This window comes from Labedella endophytica (genome assembly GCF_003990045.1).
Lineage (GTDB): Bacteria > Actinomycetota > Actinomycetes > Actinomycetales > Microbacteriaceae > Labedella > Labedella endophytica.
Genome location: NZ_RZGZ01000007.1, coordinates 13,662 through 34,624 on the forward strand (window position 1 = coordinate 13,662; position 20,963 = coordinate 34,624).

The 20,963-nt window shown below is 68.3% G+C and carries 20 protein-coding genes; 8 read left to right on the top strand and 12 right to left on the bottom strand.

The window, feature by feature from the left end:
- Positions 1 to 32 precede the first annotated feature (32 nt).
- Together ELQ94_RS16785 and ELQ94_RS16790 are read right to left on the bottom strand one after the other, a co-directional pair.
- Positions 33 to 1,025 (bottom strand): Kiwa anti-phage protein KwaB-like domain-containing protein, encoded by a 993-nt coding sequence (locus ELQ94_RS16785; protein ID WP_166404886.1) that lies wholly within the window; start codon positions 1,023 to 1,025, stop codon positions 33 to 35.
- The gene (locus tag ELQ94_RS16790; protein WP_127051531.1) at positions 1,012 to 1,470 is read right to left on the bottom strand and encodes a hypothetical protein; all 459 of its coding nucleotides are present in this window, start codon (positions 1,468 to 1,470) and stop codon (positions 1,012 to 1,014) included. Before ELQ94_RS16790 ends, ELQ94_RS16785 begins: the two co-directional genes overlap by 14 nt.
- A gap of 241 nt (positions 1,471 to 1,711) precedes the next feature.
- On the opposite strand from ELQ94_RS16790, the gene ELQ94_RS16795 reads away from it, so the two are divergent.
- Positions 1,712 to 2,809: a type I restriction endonuclease gene (locus ELQ94_RS16795; protein WP_127051532.1), complete on the top strand. Its 1,098-nt coding sequence runs from the start codon at positions 1,712 to 1,714 to the stop codon at positions 2,807 to 2,809.
- A gap of 40 nt (positions 2,810 to 2,849) precedes the next feature.
- On the opposite strand, the gene ELQ94_RS16800 is transcribed toward ELQ94_RS16795, so the two are convergent.
- Entirely contained in the window at positions 2,850 to 3,086 is a 237-nt protein-coding gene (locus ELQ94_RS16800; RefSeq protein ID WP_127051533.1) for a hypothetical protein, read from the bottom strand.
- Between the two features lie 138 nt (positions 3,087 to 3,224).
- Here ELQ94_RS16800 and ELQ94_RS16805 point away from each other — a divergent pair, with 138 nt between their 5' ends.
- Positions 3,225 to 4,157, top strand: coding sequence for an alpha/beta hydrolase (locus tag ELQ94_RS16805; RefSeq protein WP_127051534.1), 933 nt, complete (start codon positions 3,225 to 3,227; stop codon positions 4,155 to 4,157).
- A 196-nt stretch (positions 4,158 to 4,353) separates the two neighbouring features.
- Positions 4,354 to 5,850 carry a hypothetical protein gene (locus ELQ94_RS16810; protein WP_127051535.1) on the top strand — a complete coding sequence of 499 codons (1,497 nt, stop codon included), beginning with the start codon at positions 4,354 to 4,356 and terminating at the stop codon, positions 5,848 to 5,850.
- A 65-nt stretch (positions 5,851 to 5,915) separates the two neighbouring features.
- On the opposite strand, the gene ELQ94_RS16815 is transcribed toward ELQ94_RS16810, so the two are convergent.
- Positions 5,916 to 6,563: a DedA family protein gene (locus ELQ94_RS16815; RefSeq protein ID WP_127051536.1), complete on the bottom strand. Its 648-nt coding sequence runs from the start codon at positions 6,561 to 6,563 to the stop codon at positions 5,916 to 5,918.
- A gap of 187 nt (positions 6,564 to 6,750) precedes the next feature.
- On the opposite strand from ELQ94_RS16815, the gene ELQ94_RS17390 reads away from it, so the two are divergent.
- Positions 6,751 to 6,927, top strand: a complete 177-nt coding sequence (locus ELQ94_RS17390) for a hypothetical protein (protein WP_166404888.1) — start codon at positions 6,751 to 6,753, stop codon at positions 6,925 to 6,927.
- Positions 6,927 to 7,577, top strand: coding sequence for a DedA family protein (locus tag ELQ94_RS16820; protein WP_127051537.1), 651 nt, complete (start codon positions 6,927 to 6,929; stop codon positions 7,575 to 7,577). The genes ELQ94_RS17390 and ELQ94_RS16820 overlap by 1 nt, the downstream gene beginning before the upstream one ends.
- Before the next feature lie 115 nt (positions 7,578 to 7,692).
- Here ELQ94_RS16820 and ELQ94_RS16825 read toward each other — a convergent pair whose 3' ends face one another.
- Genes ELQ94_RS16825 through ELQ94_RS16840 form a run of 4 tightly spaced genes read right to left on the bottom strand, consistent with a single transcriptional unit; the run spans position 7,693 to position 13,227 of the window.
- A complete protein-coding gene (locus tag ELQ94_RS16825) occupies positions 7,693 to 10,017 on the bottom strand; it encodes a beta-xylosidase/alpha-l-arabinosidase (RefSeq protein ID WP_127051538.1) in 2,325 nt (774 codons plus the stop codon).
- Complete coding sequence (locus ELQ94_RS16830; RefSeq protein WP_127051539.1) at positions 10,014 to 10,907, bottom strand: carbohydrate ABC transporter permease; 894 nt, start codon at positions 10,905 to 10,907, stop codon at positions 10,014 to 10,016. Before ELQ94_RS16830 ends, ELQ94_RS16825 begins: the two co-directional genes overlap by 4 nt.
- On the bottom strand, positions 10,904 to 11,932 hold the full coding sequence (locus tag ELQ94_RS16835; RefSeq protein ID WP_127051540.1) for a carbohydrate ABC transporter permease: 1,029 nt from the start codon (positions 11,930 to 11,932) through the stop codon (positions 10,904 to 10,906). Before ELQ94_RS16835 ends, ELQ94_RS16830 begins: the two co-directional genes overlap by 4 nt.
- Before the next feature lie 5 nt (positions 11,933 to 11,937).
- Positions 11,938 to 13,227 (bottom strand): extracellular solute-binding protein, encoded by a 1,290-nt coding sequence (locus ELQ94_RS16840; RefSeq protein ID WP_127051541.1) that lies wholly within the window; start codon positions 13,225 to 13,227, stop codon positions 11,938 to 11,940.
- Between the two features lie 210 nt (positions 13,228 to 13,437).
- Here ELQ94_RS16840 and ELQ94_RS16845 point away from each other — a divergent pair, with 210 nt between their 5' ends.
- Both ELQ94_RS16845 and ELQ94_RS16850 read left to right on the top strand, forming a co-directional pair.
- Positions 13,438 to 14,436 carry a LacI family DNA-binding transcriptional regulator gene (locus ELQ94_RS16845; RefSeq protein WP_127051542.1) on the top strand — a complete coding sequence of 333 codons (999 nt, stop codon included), beginning with the start codon at positions 13,438 to 13,440 and terminating at the stop codon, positions 14,434 to 14,436.
- A 60-nt stretch (positions 14,437 to 14,496) separates the two neighbouring features.
- Positions 14,497 to 15,744, top strand: coding sequence for a hypothetical protein (locus ELQ94_RS16850; protein WP_127051543.1), 1,248 nt, complete (start codon positions 14,497 to 14,499; stop codon positions 15,742 to 15,744).
- Between the two features lie 22 nt (positions 15,745 to 15,766).
- Here ELQ94_RS16850 and ELQ94_RS16855 read toward each other — a convergent pair whose 3' ends face one another.
- Positions 15,767 to 16,234: a hypothetical protein gene (locus tag ELQ94_RS16855; RefSeq protein WP_127051544.1), complete on the bottom strand. Its 468-nt coding sequence runs from the start codon at positions 16,232 to 16,234 to the stop codon at positions 15,767 to 15,769.
- Between the two features lie 228 nt (positions 16,235 to 16,462).
- On the opposite strand from ELQ94_RS16855, the gene ELQ94_RS16860 reads away from it, so the two are divergent.
- The gene (locus ELQ94_RS16860) at positions 16,463 to 17,101 is read left to right on the top strand and encodes a PadR family transcriptional regulator (RefSeq protein ID WP_127051545.1); all 639 of its coding nucleotides are present in this window, start codon (positions 16,463 to 16,465) and stop codon (positions 17,099 to 17,101) included.
- A gap of 350 nt (positions 17,102 to 17,451) precedes the next feature.
- On the opposite strand, the gene ELQ94_RS16865 is transcribed toward ELQ94_RS16860, so the two are convergent.
- The 3 genes from ELQ94_RS16865 to ELQ94_RS16875 all read right to left on the bottom strand — a co-directional run bounded on the left by ELQ94_RS16865 (position 17,452) and on the right by ELQ94_RS16875 (position 20,772).
- On the bottom strand, positions 17,452 to 18,054 hold the full coding sequence (locus ELQ94_RS16865) for an NAD(P)H-dependent oxidoreductase (protein ID WP_127051546.1): 603 nt from the start codon (positions 18,052 to 18,054) through the stop codon (positions 17,452 to 17,454).
- Between the two features lie 218 nt (positions 18,055 to 18,272).
- A complete protein-coding gene (pdxY, locus tag ELQ94_RS16870) occupies positions 18,273 to 19,124 on the bottom strand; it encodes a pyridoxal kinase PdxY (protein ID WP_127051547.1) in 852 nt (283 codons plus the stop codon).
- A gap of 382 nt (positions 19,125 to 19,506) precedes the next feature.
- Complete coding sequence (locus ELQ94_RS16875; RefSeq protein ID WP_127051548.1) at positions 19,507 to 20,772, bottom strand: ammonium transporter; 1,266 nt, start codon at positions 20,770 to 20,772, stop codon at positions 19,507 to 19,509.
- Positions 20,773 to 20,963: the final 191 nt, after the last annotated feature.

Below are 20,963 nucleotides of genomic sequence, written 5' to 3' on the forward strand. Positions count from 1 at the left end.
GGAATAAGCGCTTGGCCAGCGCGTGATGCCTTCTACATGGCCGCAAAGGCCTGGGCCCGACGGACCGTCCCATCGAAGTGGCCCTTCCATAGCCGCTGCTCCAGGAGGTGGAGAAAGGAGCCGATCGCTTCATCTGGAACGTGTACCTCTCCTCCTTCCACACGTATGCCGTGTCCGATCGCGCTAACGTCCTCGAGATAGCTCGCCAACGATGCCTGTTCGATCTCTCGCAAGTAGCTCAGACGGGAAACGCGGCGAATCTGTTGCGCAAAGCGGCTCCCATGGTCGCCTGCGTCTTTCATCGACGTCATGGTCGACTCGGAAAGTTGAATTCCTAGATTGGAATTTAGCTCCTGGACGAAGGACGGCACGGCCTTCTTCAGCGCGTCCTGATCTCCAAACAGGGCAAGGAAGTTGTCGACATTCCAAATAGCCACGTCGTCGCCCCGAACAGCAAAGTCGAAGTGGTAATCGATACGGAAGATTGGGTCCTCTAGCTTTGCCATCTTGTCCGCGAATCGCATGAAGAACTTGTTGGCGGTCGCGACCTTCAGGCCGGTGGTCTTTCTTACAAATGCTATGTCTACGCCCTCGGAATCTTGAACAACGACAACGTAGAAGACGAACTTGCCCGCTTCGACTTCGGCGAGGGTGAGCCGTGCATCGGTAGCCCGCGCACGGGCGATGGCTGTCGTGAGCGCGGTGACATCCGGTCCAACGTCATCGAGAGGTAGCTCGACGCCCGAGGCATTCTTGAGTCCGTCGATGTCCAGGCCCAGTATCGATGCCAACGATCCGACAAAGTACTGGTCTCCCTCAATAATCTGAGTTTCCGAGTACGGCAGCATCTCAAATTCGCGCAGACGCGCGAATGCGACGTCTGAGATGCCGGCTAGCTCATCCTTGACGTCCGGAGACGTGTCTACCCTGTTGGCATCGATCACACCCTCGCGCGGCGGGTTACCGAGCATGAGTAGAGGCTTCTTGGGCCCCCGCGTGATCTGTGACCATTCAAACTTCGTCATTCTCATCCTGCCTATGCTCAAAGTAAATTCGCCGATGGCCCGACATTCTGTAAGCCTCCCCAATGAATGGGCGATGCTTTCCGATCACAATCGCACTGCCGAACTGAAGATCGGAAGACTCCACGCGCCATATTCGATATCCGAACAGGAACAGCAAGGGATTAACGGCAATCAAGTTGGTACTCACGAGAACGCCGAGATAGATACCTCCGAAGAGCAGGTATGACACGACATCCTGCCAGTCCGGGTTCGAAACGGTAAGGAACGGGAAGACGAACGACGCTAGGTAGGCGGCGGCCTCTCCACCAGCTTCGTCCACGCGGGTGATACGTGGAGAAAAATCGTCGGATTCGCCGCTGCGCGTCACCAGGCGAAGCACTCCCAGCAAGCCCAGAACGAATGCTCCAGCGAAGCACCATGCGACGGCGTCCTGCTTTCCTGCCATTCGAATAGACATGAGCAGAGCAAGAGGCGCTAGGGACGAGGCCACCAGTGCGGCCATGTCCAGGAATCGCACCGCACTCTCGGTTCTCCGTTGCCTACTTTGCATAGTCGGACCATATCGGCACCCGCCGACGCCACTGTTCCGCGACGATGCGTAAATGGCGGGAGACACCACAAATGGGGTATCCGCGACTCAATGCAAACGCATAGAGTCGTGAGCATATGTCACGAGAGGGGCACCAATGGAGTTCGCCGAACGGCTCGCAGCACTCGCACTGAAGGTCAAGAACCAGCGGGAGGCGATACAGACGGAGGAGGCGACGAAGAACGCATTCATCATGCCGTTCATATCCTCGATCCTCGGGTACGACGTCTTCAACCCGCTGGAAGTGGTCCCGGAATTCACCGCCGATGTCGGCGTGAAGAAGGGAGAGAAGATCGATTACGCGATCATGCGGGACGGTGAGGTCCAGATCCTCATCGAGTGCAAGAAGTCGACCGAGGCGCTCAAGATCGAGCACGCCTCGCAGCTGTTCCGCTACTTCGCCGTGACGAACGCACGAATCGCCGTGCTCACGAATGGCGAGGTCTATCACTTCTACACCGACCTCGACGCGCCGAACCGCATGGACGACAAACCCTTCCTCGTGCTCGATCTGTCGGACATCGACGAGACGCTCCTCCCCGAGCTGAGCAAACTTACGAAGGACGTCTTCGATCTCGACTCCGTCATCAACGCCGCGGAAGAACTGAAGTACGTCGGGGCACTGAAGCGCGCGATCGCTGCGCAATTCCGCGAGCCGAGCGACGAATGGATCAAGTTCTTCACGACGAAGGTCTACGACAGCTCCTTCACTCAAAAAGTGCGTGAGCAGTTCACCCCGCTCGTCACCAAGGCGTCGAAGCAGTTCCTCAACGAGCAGGTCAACGACCGACTCAAGACGGCATTGGGATCAAGCTTCCCCGCAGCGACCGTGACGGCGGCCGCAGAGGAATCGGTCACGAGCGAGCCCATCGCCGAAGCCGACCTCGATCGCGACACCGAGATCGAGACGACTCTGGAGGAGCTCGAGGGCTACCAGATCGTCAAGGCGATCGCGTGCAGCGAAGTGAAGCCGCAGCGGGTCGTCCACCGTGATGCGAAGTCGTACTTCGCTGTTCTCCTCGACGACAACAACCGAAAGCCGATTGCCCGGCTGCACTTCAACGGCAAGAAGCAGAAGTACCTCGGTGTGTTCGACGAGGAGAAGAACGAGACCCGCCACGCGATCGAGTCCCTCGACGAGATCTATGAGTACGCCGGAGCTATCCGCGCGTCGGTGACCAGCTACATGGACTGAGCGGAAACGGAACGCCTTACGTGCTGGCGGCGACCTGAGGTCATTCTGGGTCGCCGCCACGGACGCGTGCATCCGCGGTGGCCCTCCGCTTCAGAAACCCCCGAAACACGATGAACGGGACCGTTGCGAGCCATAGGAGCATGAAGCAGAAAAACCGGCCGACTCCGTCCGGCGCCAGGTCGACGTAGAGAACAATCCTCACGATCCAGAGCACGGCGGCGTAGGCACCGAGGCCCCCGAGCGTTCGGCGCTCCGATCGGGTGTAGCGGGAAGGCATGCGCCCCATGATGTCCCAGCATCCGTTCGGACGCCAGGCCGGCGCAAGCGCGGCTCATCATCGACGGCTCAGCCTGTGTTCGGCGATTCGTCGCCGAACACCGATCCCCGCGGGGTGCCGAGTGCGAGACTCAGCGACATGGACATCGAATCCGTCGATCCGCAGCTCCGACCCGCTCTCGCGAAGCTGCCGTCGCTCGACAACAGCAAGCGGCTCGTGCGACTGCTCGGACGCTACGGACCCCGCCTCCTGCGGGTCGAGCCGGTCGAGGGGGTCACCGTCCGCTCTGTGCGCGAGGGCACGAACCGGCTCCGCCTCTACGAGCCGGTCAGGCCGTCCGCGCCGGGACCGGCCCTCCTGTGGATCCACGGCGGTGGCCTCGTGATCGGTGCGGCGCAGCAGGACGACAGGCTCTGCCTCAGTACGGCGCAAACGCTCGGGATCCCTGTGGTCTCCGCCGCATACCGGCTCGCGCCCGAGCACCCGTTCCCCGCGGCCCTCGACGACGTGGCCGCAGCCTGGACATGGCTCCAGGGGAACGCCGCCGCCCTCGGCGTCGATCCCTCTGGCGTCGCGATCGGCGGCGAGAGCGCCGGAGCGGGGATCGCCACGAGTCTCGCGCACCGTCTCCTCGACGAGGGAGGCACTCAGCCGGTCGCGCAGTGGTTGTTCGCTCCGATGCTCGACGACCGCACCGCCGCGCGGACAGAACTCGATGCGATCGATCACCCGGTCTGGAACAACAGCGCGAATCGTTTCGGATGGAGTTCTTACCTCGGCACGGAAGCCGGCGCCGAGGATGCGCCGCGCTACGCCGTTCCCGCACGCCGCGACGATCTCTCCGGGCTGCCCCCGGTGTGGATCTACTCGGGTGATATCGAACTCTTCCACGACGAGATCGTGGCGTACACGGCGCGACTGCGGTCGGCCGGAGTGGACGTCACCGCCGAGGTCGTCCCGGGCGCGGCCCACGGCTTCGAGAACTGGGCGCACTCGACGGATCTCGCTCAGGGCCTGATCCGCCGAGCCCAGGAGTGGCTGGAGCGGACTCTGCTCGGCTCTCGCCCCTGATCGGCTCTCGCCTGCCGACCTCCCCGGCGATCAGGAGGCGACGTCTCCACCTCGCTCGAGGGTCTAGCTTTCCTGTGAATCGGCCCAGTACGGTGAGCCCGCGGTGTCCGCCAGACGGAGGACATCGGCAGAGACGCGACGGCGATCGTCGCTCGCGACGAAGCGCTTCCACCCCCCTCCCACCTTGGAGTAGCCCGTGTCTCGTTTCCCGTCCTGGCGGAAGGCACTCGCCGTGCCCGTCGCCCTCACCCTCGCCTTCGGGAGCGCCCTGCTCGCGACCGCCCCGGCGAGCGCCGCCCCCGAAGACCTCACGGTCACGAGTCCCGAATCGGGCGATACCGTCGAGTCCCGCACCGTCGTGTTCGCCGGAACCGGTACCGAGGGATCCCTCGTGGCCGTGACCGACGCCGAGGGCACCCCGCTCCCGGGAACGACTCCGGCCACCGTCACCGCCGGCCTGTGGACCACGACTGCCACCTACGACGACGACGCCGCGATCGAGCAGACCGCCTTCGTCGAGCAGACCACCGCCGACCTCGCCGACGGCGAGACCTCGGTGACCTTCTCGCTCCCCGCCGCCGTGGTCCCCGACCCGGAGATCGAGTTCGCGATCACGAGCCCGGAGGACGGTGACACTCTCGAGTCCCGCACCGTGGAGATCACCGGCACCGGAACCGACGACTCGGCCGTCGTTCTGACCGACGCCGACGGTGCCGTGCTCCCCGGCACCACGGCCGCCACCGTCGTCGACGGCGCCTGGACCGCCACGGCGACGTACCCGGAGGACGCGATCGTCGACCAGTCCATCACCGCGACCCAGGTGACGGAGCTCGTCGAGACCGGCGAGGACACCATCGCCGTCACCCTCCCCGACGCCGCCCTGCCCGACCCCGAACCGGAAGCCGAGTTCGCGATCACGAGCCCGGAGGACGGGGCCGACCTCGACTCCTACACGGTGGTCTTCGAAGGCACCGGAACGAACGGTTCCACCGTCGATCTCCTCGACTACGACGACGAGCCCCTCGCCGGCGCGGACACCGCGACGGTCTCAGGCGGCGTCTGGTCGATCACTGTCGAGTTCCCCGAGGACGCCGACCCGTTCCAGTTCGTCACCGCCGTGCAGACCACGGACGGCGAGGAGGAATACGCCTACGTGGCGTTCTACTTCCCGTACGAGCTGCTGCCCGCGCCGGTCATCACGAGCCCGGCGAACGGTGAGACCGTTGAGGGCGACCAGGTGACCTTCACGGGTACCGCCACGCCGGGTACCGACGTCCTCGTGGCCATCATCCCCACGTCCGAGCTCGAGGAGCTCGAGGAGCTCGGCGACGAGATGTCCGCCAATGCGCGTGCCGCCGCGGAGCCGTCCGACCCGGAAGACCCGATCGCCGTGGATGAGAACGGCGACTGGACCGTGACATACGCCCTCGCGCCGGACGACTACACGGTGGCCGCCATCCTCGTCGACCTCGAACAGGGCCTGCTCCTGTCCGACGTCTCGGAGTTCGTCGAGTTCTCCCTGATCGCCGCTGCAGCCGTCGACAACCCGGGAGACGGTAACGGAGACGACGACGGCGAAGGCCTCGCCGTGACCGGTAGCGAGTCCGGTGGATTCGTCGGCCTCGCCGGTGCGTTCCTGCTCGCCGGCGTCCTCGCGCTCGCCGCTCGCACGCGCTTCGCCCGCACCGAGTAGGACCCGCTCCACCGTTCCACGGACGGCCCGCCCCGACCCCGGTCGAGGCGGGCCGTCTGCGTCCGTCAGTCGGTCGTCGATTCGTCCGCCGGATCGGCCGCGCGGCGCCGCGCGCGGCCGAAGACCGCGTCGAGCACGAGGCCCGCGACACAGGCGACGACGATCCCCGTCACCATCGCGAGCACCGGTTGGCCCTCGAAGAGCGAACCGAACACGAGACCGACCGCCACCGAGTAGCTCGCCCAGATCACGGCGGCGAGCGCGGCGGTCGCCGCGAACCGTGCCCGCGGGTAGCGGGTGGAACCGGCGACGAAGTTCACCGCGACCCGGCCACCGGGGATGAAGCGACCCGTGACGATGTAGAGCGCACCGCGGCGCTCCAGAGCCGCCTGGGCCCAGGCGATCGCCCGCACCGTACGCGGCCTGCGCATCCACCGCCAGCGCGCGGGGCCCACGGCGCGGCCGAGATGGAACACGAGATGGTCGCCGATCCACGCCCCGACGGCGGCGACGAGCACGAGCGACCACAGGGACGGGCCGACGGTGGCCGTCGACACGGTCGCGACCGCGATGAGCACCGACTCGCTCGGGACCACGGGGAAGACCGCGTCGGCGAGACAGCACGCCGCGACGAGCAGGAGCACGTACGGCAGACCCACGCTCTGCACGACGACCGCCTCGATGGCTGCGGACAGCGACTCGAGGAACTGCATCCGCTCCCCTTCCGTCTCCGGCTCGTCACCGTCGGGCTATGCGCCCATGGTGACCCACCCCGGTGAACGGCCGGCGAACGGACCCGGAGGCGTGCGGGGAAGCACACTCACGAATACTCCGGAAGGAGGGGGTAGACACCTCCATGGTCTGATGCGTCGAGCCACTCTCCATTCGTAGCGTGAGTTCATGACCACAAGCGACCGTGTTCCCGGCCTCCTCCCTGTCTCCTCCGATCGCGCGGCGACGATCCTCGGCGGGACCGGAGTCGTCATCGTGTGCATCGCCTCGGTGGCCCTCACCCTCGTCTCCCCGCTGCTCGCCGTCATGGCTGCGGTGCTCGATCGCGGAACGAACCGCCCCTGATGCTCGACGCCCTCGACACCGTCTCCGCCGTCGTGACGGCCGCCGCCGTGTCGCCGTGGGTCTTCCTCCTCGTGTTCCTGGTGTGTGCCCTCGACGGGTTCTTCCCGCCGGTGCCCGGCGAGACCGTCGTGGTCGCGGCGGCGGCGATCGCCTGGTCGACGGGCGCCCCGTCGCTTCCCCTCCTCGTGGTGGCCACGGTCGCGGGCGCCTGGGCAGGCGACCTCATCGCTTACCGGATCGGGCGGAGGCTCGGCGACGAACCGTTCCGATGGATGCGTCGAGACGGGGTGCGGCGCGTGCGTGCGCGGGTCGACGCACAACTCGCGACCCGACCGGCGAGCGTCCTCCTCACGGGGCGTTTCCTCCCCGTCGCCCGCGTGCTCGTCAACATGGCAGCGGGAACCGCGCACGTGCCCGCCCGCCGGTATCTCCCCATCAGCCTCGCCGCCGCCTCCGCCTGGACGGCGTGGACCATCGGGCTCGCCGGACTCGCCGGTCTTTTGCTGCCGTCGAGCCCCCTTCTCACGGCGGCCCTCGCCGTGGTCCTCGCCGTGGGCGCGGGGTATGCGATCGATCGCACCGCCGCCCGTCGGCGGGCACGGGCGCGCCACGCGCCGACGCCCACCTCCCCCGCGCCCACCGCCCGGTAGTGCGTTTGCGCCGTTTCGCGGCGGTATAACGGCACGAAACGGCGCAAACGCTCTACCTCGTGACGGGCGACCTGACGAGATGGGCGGCCGACGGGGCGGGGCGGGGCGGGGCGGCTCAGCCCGCGAGGGCCGCCGGGGCGGTGCGCTCCACCTCTACGGCGACGTAGCGTTCGTCCGCCGTGGTGACGCGGTACTCGGCTCCGGTGACCTCGATCGTCGCGGTCGCCTCCGAATCCGTCGGGGTGCCGACCCACAGATCGACCGTGCCGGGCTCCACGATCCGCTCGCCACGGATCCCCGTGAAGGCGAGGCGCGGCGTCGGCACGACGAAGCGCACCACGGCCTCCTCGCCCGGTTCGAGGGCCACGCGGGCGTACCCGAGCAGCTGCGCGACGGGCCGCGTCACCTGAGCGAACAGGTCGTGCCCGTACAACTGCACGACGTCCACGCCGGCGCGATCCCCCGCGTTGCAGACGCGGACCGTGGCCGTGAACGACTCGCCCGCGTCGACGGAGTCCGCCACCGCGAGATCGCTGTGCTCGAACCGCGTGTACGAGAGGCCGAAGCCGAACGGACGCACGGGAGTCGCATCGGCGCTCGTGATCTCCGACGATCCCCCGAGGATCGGGTGCAGGTAGGAGAACGGCTGGGCGCCGGCGGAACGCGGGAGCGAGACGGGCAGTCGGCCCGTCACCTGCACGCGCCCGGTCAGCACGCCGGCGAGCGCGCGCCCGCCCTCCTCCCCGGGGAAGAACGCCTGCACGACGGCCCCGGGGGCGCCGGCGCAATCGAGCGCCCACCCGATCGCGTACGGGCGTCCGGAGAGCACGACGAGCACGACGGGGGTCCCGGTGGCGAGGATCGTCTCCACGAGTTGCCGCTGCACGCCGGGGAGTTCGAGCGACTCGACGTCGTTGCCCTCCCCCACGGTGCCGCGACCGAAGAGACCGGCGCGGTCCCCCACGACGACGACGGCGACGTCGGCTGATCGCGCGACGGCCTCCGCCTCGGCGAACCCGGAACGGTCGTCCCCCTCCACTGCGCACCCAGCCGAATGGGCCACGACCGTTCCGGGCATCTCGGCGCGCAACGACTCGAGCACACTCGGCAGGGCGATGCCCGCCTCGACGCCCGGGTGGTGCGCGAGCACGTGGTTCACGAACGAGTAGCAGCCCATGAGCGCCTCGGACGAGTCCGCGTTCGGACCGATCACCGCGATGCTCGCGGGAGCGGTCGCGCCGCCAGCGAGCGGGAGTACGCCGTCGTTCGAGAGCAGCACGATCGACTCCTCCGCGAGCCGCAGCGCCACGGCGCGGTGCGCAGGCGTATCGAGGTCGATCTCGGTCGGCGCGGCCGCGAAGTCCGCGTCGAGCAGGCCGAGCTCCTCCTTCTGCGCGATCACGCGGAGCACCGCGCGGTCGACGAACGCCTCGTCCACGCGGCCGTCGCGGATGCGTTCCGCGAGCGGCTCGAGGAAGGCATCCCCCGTGGGCAGCTCCACGTCGATACCCGCGGCGAGCGCGAGCGCGGCCGCCTCTCCGCGATCGGCGGCGACGGCGTGCATGAGGTGGAGGAAGGCGACGGAGAAGTAGTCCGACACGACCGTGCCGTCGAAGCCCCACCTGTCACGGAGCACTCCCGTGAGGTAGGTGGGGTCGGCGCCGACCGGGACGCCGTCGATCTCAGCGTACGAGTTCATGACGCTCCGCACCTCGCCGTCGAACACGGCCATCTCGAACGGCGGCAGGAGCACGTCGTTGATCTCCCGGTGCCCGGCGTGGACGGGGGCGTGGTTGCGCCCGGCCTGCGAGGCCGAATACCCGACGAAGTGCTTGAGCGTGGCGTGCACGCCCGAGGACTGGAGCCCGCGCACGTACGCGGTGCCGATCGTGCCGACCACGTACGGGTCCTCGGCGATGCACTCGTCGACACGGCCCCAGCGCGGGTCGCGTATCACGTCGAGCACGGGGGCGAGGCCCTGGTGCACCCCGATCTCCCTCATCGACCGACCGATGAGGGCCGCCATCTCCTCGACCAGTTCCGGGTCGAAAGATGCACCCCACGCGAGCGGGGTCGGGAACGTCGCGGCCTGCCAGGCCGCGAGTCCCGTGAGGCACTCCTCGTGCACGAGCGCCGGGATGCCGAGGCGGGTCTCGCGCACGAGCCGACGCTGCTCCTCCCAGAGCCACGCCGCCCGCTCCACCGGGTCCACCGGCCGCGTGCCGTAGACCCGCGTGAGCTGGCCGAGGCCGTGCGCCGTGAACTCCTCGTAGCGGGTGCTCGTGGCCATCTCGCCGGCGAGCGGCGCGACCACCTCGTCGCCCTGGTCCACCCAGAAGCCCACGAGCTGGGCGAGCTTCTCGTCCAGGGTCATGCTCGCCACGAGGTCGCGGACGCGGTCGGAGTACTCGTGCACGGGCTGGATCCTTTCGGCGGTCATCCCTTGACCGCCCCGGTGAGGCCGCCGACGATGCGGCGTTCGAAGAAGGCGAAGAACAGCAGCGCGGGGATCATCGACAACGACGTGAACGCGAGCACTCTCGCGGTGTCCACCGAGTACTGCGACGAGAACGCCTGCACGCCGAGGGGCAGCGTGAACATGTCCTGGTTGTTCAGGATGAACAAGGGCAGGAGGTAGCTGTTCCAGCTCGCGATGAAGGCGAGGATTCCCACGGTGATGACACCCGGCATCGCGAGCGGCACGACCATGCGCCAGAAGAATCCGAGGCGGCTGCAGCCGTCGATGAAGGCGGCCTCCTGGATCTCGTCCGGGATGGCCCGGAGGAACGGTACGAGGATGATGATCGTCGTGGGCAACGCGAACGCGATCTGCGGCAGGATGATCCCGCCGAGCGAGTTCATGAGGCCCAGGTTCTTGATGAGGATGTAGAGCGGCGTGATCGCGACGGTCATGGGGAACATGAGACCGGCGGCGAACGTCGCGTAGAGCGCACCGCGCCCGCGGAAGTTGTAGCGGGCCAGCACGTAACTCGCCATGAGGCCCATCACGACCACACCGAGCGTCGTCAACGCCCCGGCGATCGTGGAGTTCAGCACCTGTCGCCAGAAGACGCCGCCCGTGAGCACGTCGATGTAGTTGCCGATGTTCCACACGGTCGGGAAGCCCGCCGGGTCGGTGGTGATCTCCGAGTTGGACCGGAACCCGCCGATGATGATGAAGGCGACGGGCGCGAGCATCGCGACGATGATGACGACCGCCGCGGCGTAGCCGAGCGGGCGGCCGAGGCCTCGACGGACGGGGGCCTTGCTCGCCCCCGGGCCCCGCGGGCTGACGCCCGGCATGTTGACGGTCTCGAGTGTGGCGGTCATCGTCCGGCCTTTCCGGTGATCGCCCCGGCGGTGTCGCGCCGGAGCACGTACCGCTGGTAGATGAGGGCGACGACGAGTGAGATGAGGAACAGGACCACGGCGACGGCGTTGCCGTACCCGAAGTTGCCCGAGTTGCGGCCGTTCGTGACGAGGTAGGTCGCCATGGTGGAGGTCCCGGCGGTCGACGAGACGTACTGACCCCAGATGATGTAGACGAGGTCGAACAGCTGCAGGGCGCCGATGATCGACAGGAACGCCCAGATGCGCAGCGTCGGCGCGAGCAGCGGCAGGACGATGAGGCGCTGGATCTGCCAGTACGACGCTCCGTCGATGGCCGCGGCCTCCGACAGCTCCTCGGGGATTCCCTGGAGGCCGGCGAGGAAGAGGATCACCGCGAAGCCGATGTACTTCCACGTGATGATCGTCATCAGGGTCCAGATGGCGATGTCGGGGTTCGACAGCCAGTCCTGCGTGTAGGCGCCGAGACCGAGGTTCTCGAGCATGCCGTTGACGGCACCGTTCGTCTGGAGCATGAGGCTCCAACCGGTTCCGACGACGACCTCGGAGATCACGTACGGCACGAAGATGAGCACGCGGATGATCGACTGTCCGCGCAGCTTCTGGTTGAGCAGGAGTGCGAGGAGGATGGCGATCGGCCCCTGGAGCACGAGCGACAGTACGACGATGATCGCGTTGTGCCGGAGCGCGTCGTGGAACGTGGGGTCCTGGAGGATCGTCAGGTAGTTGCGGAACCCCACGAAGTCGGTGGGGACGCCGAAGCCCTGCCAGCTGAAGAAGCCGTAGTAGGCGGCCATCACGATCGGGAAGATCACGAAGCCGAGGAACACGATGAGAGCGGGGCCCACGAGCACCGCGATCTCGAGTCGAGCCCCCCAGGCACGACCGCGCAACCCGACGGGACTGCGCGGCGGTGCCGAGGGACCCGCACCCCGGAGGGCGCCGCTAGTGGCGACGCCCTCCGGGGTGTTCGTCTCGTTCGACGAACCGACGGGGGTCTGCAACATGTGCTTTACGCCTTCGCGGCCGCGGCGTTGATGGCTTCCACGAGCTGCTCCGGGGAGCTCTTGCCCGCGAGGAGGTCGACGACGCCCACGTTGAGCGCGTTGCCCACGTTGAGGCCGTAGATCGTGTCGAGCCACTGCGAGACGTACGGGGCCGCGTTGTAGGCCTCGAGGATCGACTGCAGGTAGGGCTCGGTGACGGCTTCCTGGGCGACGGTGTTCACCGGCGGGGCGTTGAAGGCCGCGTAGTAGTTCTCCTGCACGTCGCTCGTAGCGAGGTAGTTCAGGAAGTCGGCGCACTCCGGCGGGGCACCGGCCGAGCAGGAGTAGCCGTCGACGCCACCGAGGATCGCGCCCTCGCCGCCGTCGCCGCCCTCGACCTCGGGGAAGGGGAACCAGGAGAGGTCGGGCAGCGGCTTCTCGTCCGGCGTCAGCGAGGCGATGACTCCGGGGTTCCAGGCGCCCATGAGCTCCATGCCGGCCTGCTTGTTGGCGAGCAGTCCCGCCGAGCTTCCGGCGCCCTGCTGCGCGGCGGTCGTGAGGAAGCCCTCGTTGAAGGGCTCGGTTCCGGCGAACTCCTCGAGGTCCTCACCCGCGCGGACCCAGCAGTCGTCGTCGAAGTTCATCGTGTCGGCGGCCTCGGCGAGGGCGTCCTCGCTGCACTCGCGCAGGGCGAAGAAGTAGTACCAGTGCGCGGCGGGCCACGCGTCCTTCGCGCCGAGGGCGATCGGCTGCACGCCGGAGTCCTTCAGCGCGGAGACGGCGTCGTCGAGCTCGTCCATCGTGGTCGGAGCGGCGGCGATACCGGCCTCGTCGAAGAGGTCCTGGCTGTAGAAGATGCCGCCGGGGAGGACGGCGACGGGCATCGCGTACACCTTGCCGTCGAGCGAGTTGGCGGAGAAGGATCCCTCGGGGATCTCGCTCGTCGCCTCGTCCGAGAGGAGGTCGGTGAGGTCCATGACCTGGCCGGCCGCGACCATCGCGGCCATCTTGCCGCCGCCGCGCTGGAGGAACACATCGGGGGCGTCGCCCGAGTTGAGGGCGGTCTGGAGCTTGCCGTCGAGGTCTTCGTTCTGGATCGCCTGGGCCTCGATCGTGACGCCCGGGTTCTCGGCCTCGAAGTCGGCGATGGTCTGGTCCCAGAATTCCTGTCCGGGGCCCGTGGTGGAGTTCTGCCAGAGCGTCATCGAGACGCTGCCGTCAGAGGAGCCGCCGCCACCGTCGGCGGAGCACGCGCTGAGCGCGAGTCCCGCGAGGAGGAGGGCGGAGGATCCTGCGAGGATCTTGGTGGCCTTCATGAGTGGTTCGACCTGTTCTCTTCGTTGAGCGGTGATGTCCCGCGAGGGACTGCAGGGGGGTGAAGCAGTGACCGCCGGGGCGATCGGGACGAGGTGGCCAGCGGCAACTCTGCTGTGGCGTGCCCCCTCGGACAGGGAAAGTCTCACCCGGCGCTAAAAAGACGTCAAACGTTTTCGAAAACCATTTCGATGGGGCGTATGGTGACCTCCATGGCTCCTCGTCCCACCATCCACGACGTCGCAGCGGCCGCCGGCGTCTCTGTCGCCACCGTGTCGAAGGCCGTGAACGGCCGCTACGGCATCGCGACCGCCACGGCCCAGCGCGTGCTCGACGTGGTGCAGGAGCTCGGGTACGAGTCGAGCCTCGTCGCGAGCTCGATGCGCTCGCACCGCACGGGCGTCATCGGGGTGCTCGTCGCCGACTTCGAGCCGTTCAGCGCCGAGATCCTCAAGGGCGTCGGGGCCGCGCTGCACGACTCCCGCTACGACCTCCTCGCCTACAGCGGCACCCGCCAGCGCGACAGCGCGGGCTGGGAGCGTCGCTCCCTCAGCCGGTTGAGCGGCACCCTCATCGACGGCGCGATCATGGTGACGCCCACCGTCGTCGGCGCTTCCACGGAGATCCCCGTGGTCGCGATCGACCCGCACACGGGGCGAGCCGATCTGCCCACCGTGGAGTCGGACAGCTTCACGGGCGCGATGCAGGCGACGCGCCACCTCATCGAACTCGGCCACCGTCGCATCGGCTTCCTCGCCGGCCGCCCCGACCTGCGGTCGTCGATCGCGCGCGACGCCGGCTATCGGCGCGCGCTGGTGGAGGCGGGCATCCCCGTCGATCCGTCGCTCATCCGCGTGGGCATGTATCTCCAGGAGAGCTCGCGCGAACCGGCCGAGGCCCTGCTGTCGCTGCCCGACCGGCCGACCGCGGTCTTCGCAGCGAACGACCTCATGGCGATCGCGACGGTCGAGGTCGCGTCGCGTCGCGGGCTCACGATCCCCCAGGATCTCTCCGTCGTGGGCTTCGACGACGTGCCGGAGGCCTCGCGCCTCAACCCCGCGCTCACGACGATCCGCCAGCCCATGCAGAACCTCGGGGGCACCGCCGCGCAGATGCTCATCGCGCTCATGGCCGGCGAGACACCCGAACACCTGCACGTGCGCCTCCCCACGCGCCTCGTCCGCCGCGCCACCACGGCGCCACCCGCCTGATCGGTCAGCCACGGGCCCGGTCGATATCGCAGGGGCGCCTGCGAGCGACAGAATGGGGACGTGACCGGACAGACAGCACCCACCCGTCGGCGCCCCCGACGCATCGGCTGGCTCCTTCCGCTCGTCGCGACACCCGTCATCTTCTTCGGCGGGATCCTCCTCGCGGGCGTCCTGGACCAGGGCGGTGCCCCCGAGATCCTGTGGCGCGTGCCCTGGGTCTTCGCGATCGGCGGCGCCCTCGCCTCGCTCGTGGTGTTCTTCGTCCAGGCGATGCGTGCCCTGTCCCCGGGTGGTGGGCGGACTCTCACCCCCGAGGAAGAAGCCGGACACGCGGCGCGGGTCGGCATGAGGGGCGGGGAGACACCACCCGCGCCCACCGGCGGGCTCCTCGTGTTCGCCATCATCCTCTCCGTCGTGTCGCTCGGAGTCGTGGCGCTGTCCGCCGCGAACCTCCCCCATACCCTCGGCCTCGCGCCCGAGCCCGCGGTGGAATGGGGGCCGGCGTCGTCGGGCGTGTGGTTCATCGTCGCGGCGGTCGCGACCCCCGTCACGTGGCGGAGCTACGCCGCGGCGCGACGCGCCCGGAAGGAATACGCCGAACGGTCCGCCGACGGATGGGGACCCCCTCTCGAGCACCCGGTCCCGACCGGCCGTCGTCACCGCACCTGGGTCCTGCCGCTGCTCGCCATCCCGTCGATCATCCTCGCCGCCGTCCTGATCATCATCGCGCTCCGGTCCGTCGGCGCCCCGGTCGGCGCGATCAGGACGGTCTCCGTCTCGATGGTCGTCGGGGTCGCCGTCGCCGTGATCGTCCTCGTCGTGGCGGTCACGCGATTCCTGCGCACACCGCGCGCGCCACGCGTTGCTCCAGCGGCACCCGTCGCGGCGGCGCCCGTCGACGCAGCACCCGTCGACGCCGCGCCGAGCGTCCCGCCACAGGCGGGTTTCTACGAGAGCCTGTCATCGGCGGATGCGGCTCGCCGTGGCCTCACCGCCGAGGAGTACGGCGTGTACAAGGGCGACGTGGGGAGCGTCGTCCAGCCCGTCAATTCGGCGGGCGGGTTGCTGTTCCTCGCGATTCTGCTGACCGTACTGAACGCTTTCCTCCTCGGGCTGGTCGGCGTCATGATCGCCCAGGCCATCGCCGGGGTCCCGCCGAACCCGGACGACACCCCGTTGAGCCCCGTCCAGTGGGGCTTCGGCGTGCTCGAGCTCATGACCGTCCCGGTCGCATGGCGGTACTACTTCGTCGAACGGCGCGCGCAGAAGCTGCGCGTCGCGCGCGGCCTTCCGAAGACCCTCCGGTAGCCCGCGGACAGGAACGCGTCGGTCAGGGCGCGGCGCACCCCTCGTCGGTCACGTCCACACGGAGGGCGATCGTCGTGCTGCTCTTGTCCCACATCCGAATGTCGGCGCCGTCGTCGCCGACAGCGCTCACCCCCGTCCACCCGCCCTGGAGCTCGTCCTCCGCGAGCGGCGGGAAACCGCGCTCGGACAGGACGGGGTCGAGCACCTCCGCGACGGCATCCCAGCCGCCGGCAGCCCCCCACAGGGACGTCGGCGACTCGAGGGTCGGGAACACCACGACACACGGCTCGCCGTCTCCGCCGCCCTGCACACGCTGCTCACCGTCGCGGGTCCAGGAGATCTCGGGATATGCCTCGTCGAGGACCGATTCGACCTCGTCGAGCAGGGGTGCGTATTCGTCGATCGCTTCCCCGGACGAGAGCGTCGGCGCGGGCGCACCGCACCCGGCGAGAGCGCCGATCAGGATCGCGCACCCCGATGCGCCGATCACGCGCCGCCGCCATCCGTGACGTCCGATCCGCCTGACACCCTGGTCCACCGCGCGACTCCCCCGTTCGTCCGTTCCCGTTCCCGAAGCGTACCGACTCGACCGCGACTCGGCTTCGTTCTCCGGCCGTCGGCACGAACCCTCTTGACAACCGATAGTCACCGATATATCTTTGAGCTATCGCGACCGGGTCGGCCGCGATCCTAGATCATTCGACCGAAAGGAGCGCTCATGCGCCCCCACACCCACGACCACAACGACATCCACGATCACGAACACGACGACCGCCGCGCGTTCGGCTCCCGTCCCGGCCACCCCCGCCGGGGACCGGGCGGACACCAGGGCGGCTTCGGCGGAGGCTTCGGCTTCGGTCCCGGCTTCGGAGGCTTCGGCCCCGGCTTCGGCCCGGGCCGCGGCGCCCGGGGGCGCGGACGGGCTCGCCGCGGCGACGTCCGCCTCGCGATCCTCTCGCTCCTGTCGGACGGGCCCTCGAACGGCTACGGCCTGATCAAGAGCATCGCCGACCGCAGCGAGGGCAGCTGGCGCCCGAGCCCCGGCTCCGTCTACCCCACGCTCCAGCAGCTCGTCGATGAGGACCTCATCGTCGCCGACGAGTCCGGCTCGAAGAGCGTCTACACGCTCAGCGAGGCCGGCACCGCCTACGTCGCCGAGAACGCGGCGGAGATCGAGGCCGCCTGGGCCGCCACCATCGACAAGACCGAGGGTGAGGACGCCTTCCAGACGAGCCTCATGAAGTTCATGGGCGTCGTGAAGCCGCTCATGCACGACGCGACCGACGCCCAGCGGAAGGCCGCAGCGGAGAAGCTCGACGAGACCCGTCGCGCCCTCTACGCGATCCTCGCCGACTGACCGACGGTCCTGCACTCCGCTTTTCACCGAGCGCTGCACCTCCAGCCGAGCGCGCCACGTATTCGTGGCGCGCTCGGCTGTTCCTGTCGCGCTCGGCCACGGTCGATCCCGCCAGAGCCGGACGCTCCGTCTCCATTCGCGGAGCTCCGCCCCTGTTCGCGCGGGCATCCGATGCGGTGCAGATCATGCGCCTCGCGCGGCAGGTTCTGCCGAACGCGGCAGGATTCGCTGAAGCGCCCACCAATTCCTCCGGCGCGTCGACGGGGCCGCCCGACGCTCCGCCTCGGCCCTGCACCGCGGTGGCGCACCCCACTGCCGTCAGCTACCGCGGAGGTCCGTCGTCAGAGCTGTCAGGACGGCGTCGAAGGGCGCGCGATCGCCGCGGCGATGGCCGCGACGGCCGACTCGAGTTCGCCCGCCACGGCCTCGGCGTCATCCGCTTCGGACTCGTGGATGAACGCCGTCACGCCCCGCTGCGCACCGCAGTAGTCGACGACCCCGTGTTCGATCTGGGTGCGGAGGGACTCCGTGTACCCGTGTCGCGCGAACGACTCGCGCGCCGTTCCCGAGACGGGGAGAAGGTGCACCGTGAGGTTCTGCAGCTTCGGAACGATCCGGTCGTCGGCACCCACCTCGAACGCCCACGGGCCGACGAAGACACGGTCGATCCATCCCTTGAGGAGTGCCGGCATGCTCCACCAATAGACGGGGAACACGAGGACGAGATGCTCCGCCGCGTCGATGCGGCGCTGCTCCGACACGATCGCCGGGTCGAGCACCCGCTGCTCGGCGTAGGCGGCTCGATCGTCGAGTGTGAACCGCGGATCGAATCCCTCCTGGGCGAGGTCGGCGGTCGACACGTCTCCCTCGGCGAGCACGTCACCCAGCGCGGCCGCAGCATGATGCGTGAGTGAGTCGGGGTCGGGGTGAGCGATCACGATGAGAGTAGACATCCCCCCATTGTCCGCCGCCTCGACCAGCCTCGTCCCCGTACACAGCCCGCCTCGTCCCGCTCGTGGCGTGGTCTCCGTCGCGCTGCACCCTTTGGTGGGCAGCGCGACGAGCAAGAACTGCAGCGCGATGAGCCCAGCGCTACAGCTTGAGCTCAGAGCGCCACGTTTTCGTGTGGAGTCGGCTAGACCGGCAGCGCTCGATGAGAGCGAGGGCGCAGTCAGCGGACTCGTTCCGCGGTGAACTGCATGCGCGGGTTGGCGTAGACCTCCTGCGCCTCGACGAGCTGCAGCTCGCGTTCACCCGAGCGGTAGGTCGCATCGACGAGATCGAAGATGCTCGACGCGGTGCGCTCGAGGGCCGTCTGCGCCGACCCGGTCTCGCGGTAGTGCGCCGTGAAGAGCGCGGCCGTCACGTCTCCCGAGCCGTTGACCTTGATCGGCAGGCGCGGCGTCTTCACGATCCACGCACCGGATCCGTCCGCCGCGAGCATCTCGATCGTCTCGGGGTCCCGATCCGGGCGCTCCACGCTCGTCACGAGCACGGTCGACGGCCCCATCGCGTGAGCGAGGTCGACCGATTCGAGCGTCGACTCGAGCGTCGACGGGTCGGTCCCCGTGAGGAAGCCGAGCTCGAACTGATTGGGGGTGATGATGTCGGCAGCGGGCACGACGCGCTCGCGCAGCAGGACCGGGATCTCGGGGGCGACGAAGCAGCCCGACTTCGCGTTGCCCATCACGGGGTCGCACGCGTAGATCGCGGAGGGGTTCGCCTCCTTGACCCGGCGGACCGCGTCGACGATGACGTCGCCGATCCCGACCCCGCCCTGGTAACCGGAGAGCACGACGTCGATCTGCGGGAAGACCCCCCGGTCCTCGATGCCCGTGATCACATCGGCGACCTGCTCGGGGGCGATGAGCGGCCCCCTCCACGCGCCGTACCCGGTGTGGTTCGAGAAGTTCACGGTGTACACGGGCAGCACCTCGACTCCGATGCGCTGGAGCGGGAACACGGCGGCCGAGTTGCCCACGTGACCGTAGGCGACGGCGGACTGGATCGACAGGATCTTCATGTGCGGTGGTCCTTCACGACGAGGGGAGCGCCGACGGGCGGCGACTCACGGGCTGAGAAAAACTGTACGCCCTCCCCGCCCCCGCCCCGCCCGTCGTCCACCTCGCCCCTCCCGCGCGCCGTGCCGGCTCAACCCGCGCGCTGTCTGCCGGCCCCACCCGATGCAGTTGCGTACGCAACTGCATTCCGCGGGTGAAATTTCACCCGCCGGAAGGAGTTGCGTACGCAGATGTCGAGCGAACCGGGGTGAGGGACAGCGGAAGGAGTGGGAACGGAACGGGACGGAACGGAACGGAACGGGACGGAACGGGGTGCCGGAACGACGGAACGCGGGCCCGGCTCGAGAGCCGGACCCGCGTTCAGCAGTGTCGTATGCGTGGTGACTAGCGTCCGTCGCTCAGGACGTAGCCCTCCTCGCCGTGCACGACCGTGTCGATGCCGGCGAGCTCGTCCTCGTTCTTCACGCGGAAACCCATCGTCTTCTGGATGACCCAGCCGATGATGAAGGCGAGCACGAACGAGTAGATGAGGACCGCGAAGGCCGCGATCGCCTGCACGATGAGCTGCGAGAAGTCGCCGCCCATGAAGAGGCCGGTGCCGCGAGCGAAGAAGCCGAGGTACAGCGTTCCGATGAGACCACCGACGAGGTGGATACCCACCACATCGAGCGAGTCGTCGAAGCCGAGCTTGAACTTCAGGTCGATCGCGAGACAGCAGACGGCGCCGGCGATGAAGCCGAGCACGATCGCCCACACAGGGTCGAGCGAACCGCAGGCCGGGGTGATCGCCACGAGGCCGGCGACGGCACCCGACGCGGCACCGATCGAGGTCGGCTTGCCGTCCTTGATCTTCTCGACGAGCAGCCAGGCGAGGAGCGCGGCGGCCGGAGCGGCGATCGTGTTGACGAACGCGAGGGCCGCGACATCGTCGGCTGCGAGCTCGGAGCCCGCGTTGAAGCCGAACCATCCGAACCACAGGAGACCGGCGCCGAGGAGGACGAACGGCGGGTTGTGGGGGACGTGCACGCCCTTCTGGAATCCGACGCGGCGGCCGAGGACGAGAGCGAGGGCGAGGGCGGCGGCACCGGCGTTGATGTGCACCGCGGTTCCACCGGCGAAGTCGATCGCGCCGACCCCGAACACGTCCTGCAGACCGTGCGTGATCCAGCCGCCGTAGGCGAAGGATCCGTCATCGGCGAGGCCGAAGTTGAAGACCCAGCTCGCGACGGGGAAGTAGACGAGCGTGGCCCAGACTCCCGCGAAGACCATCCAGGCGCCGAACTTCGCGCGGTCGGCGATGGCGCCGGACACGAGGGCGACGGTGATGATCGCGAAGGTCGCCTGGAAGGCGACGAAGGCGAGAGGCGGGTACGAAGCGCCTTCAGGCGTCTCGAGCACGTTGGTGAGGCCGATGGCTCCACCGTCGATCGCCCACGGGAAGAGCGTGCCCTCGGCTCCGGGGAACGCGATCGCGTATCCGTAGAGCACCCAGAGCACACCGATGAGACCCAGCGCACCGAAGCTCATCATCATCATGCTGATGACGCTCTTCGCCTTGACGAGTCCACCGTAGAAGAACGCCAGGCCCGGTGTCATGAGCAGCACGAGGGCGGCAGCGATCAGAATGAACGCAGTATTTCCTTGATCCATTGAGAACCCCTTGTTCGCTAACGCGGCTACGTGACGCGTGCCTCACATGCTGTCGGACTCATGTTTCAGCGGGAGTCGCGACCGTGTTTCGCGCTCGTTACAGATTCCACAGGCTGCGCCGAGGCCCCGGCGCGCCGCCACCGCCGTGCCTCAACACTCCTGAGGTGTCGCAATCGGTTGCTCTCAAGCAC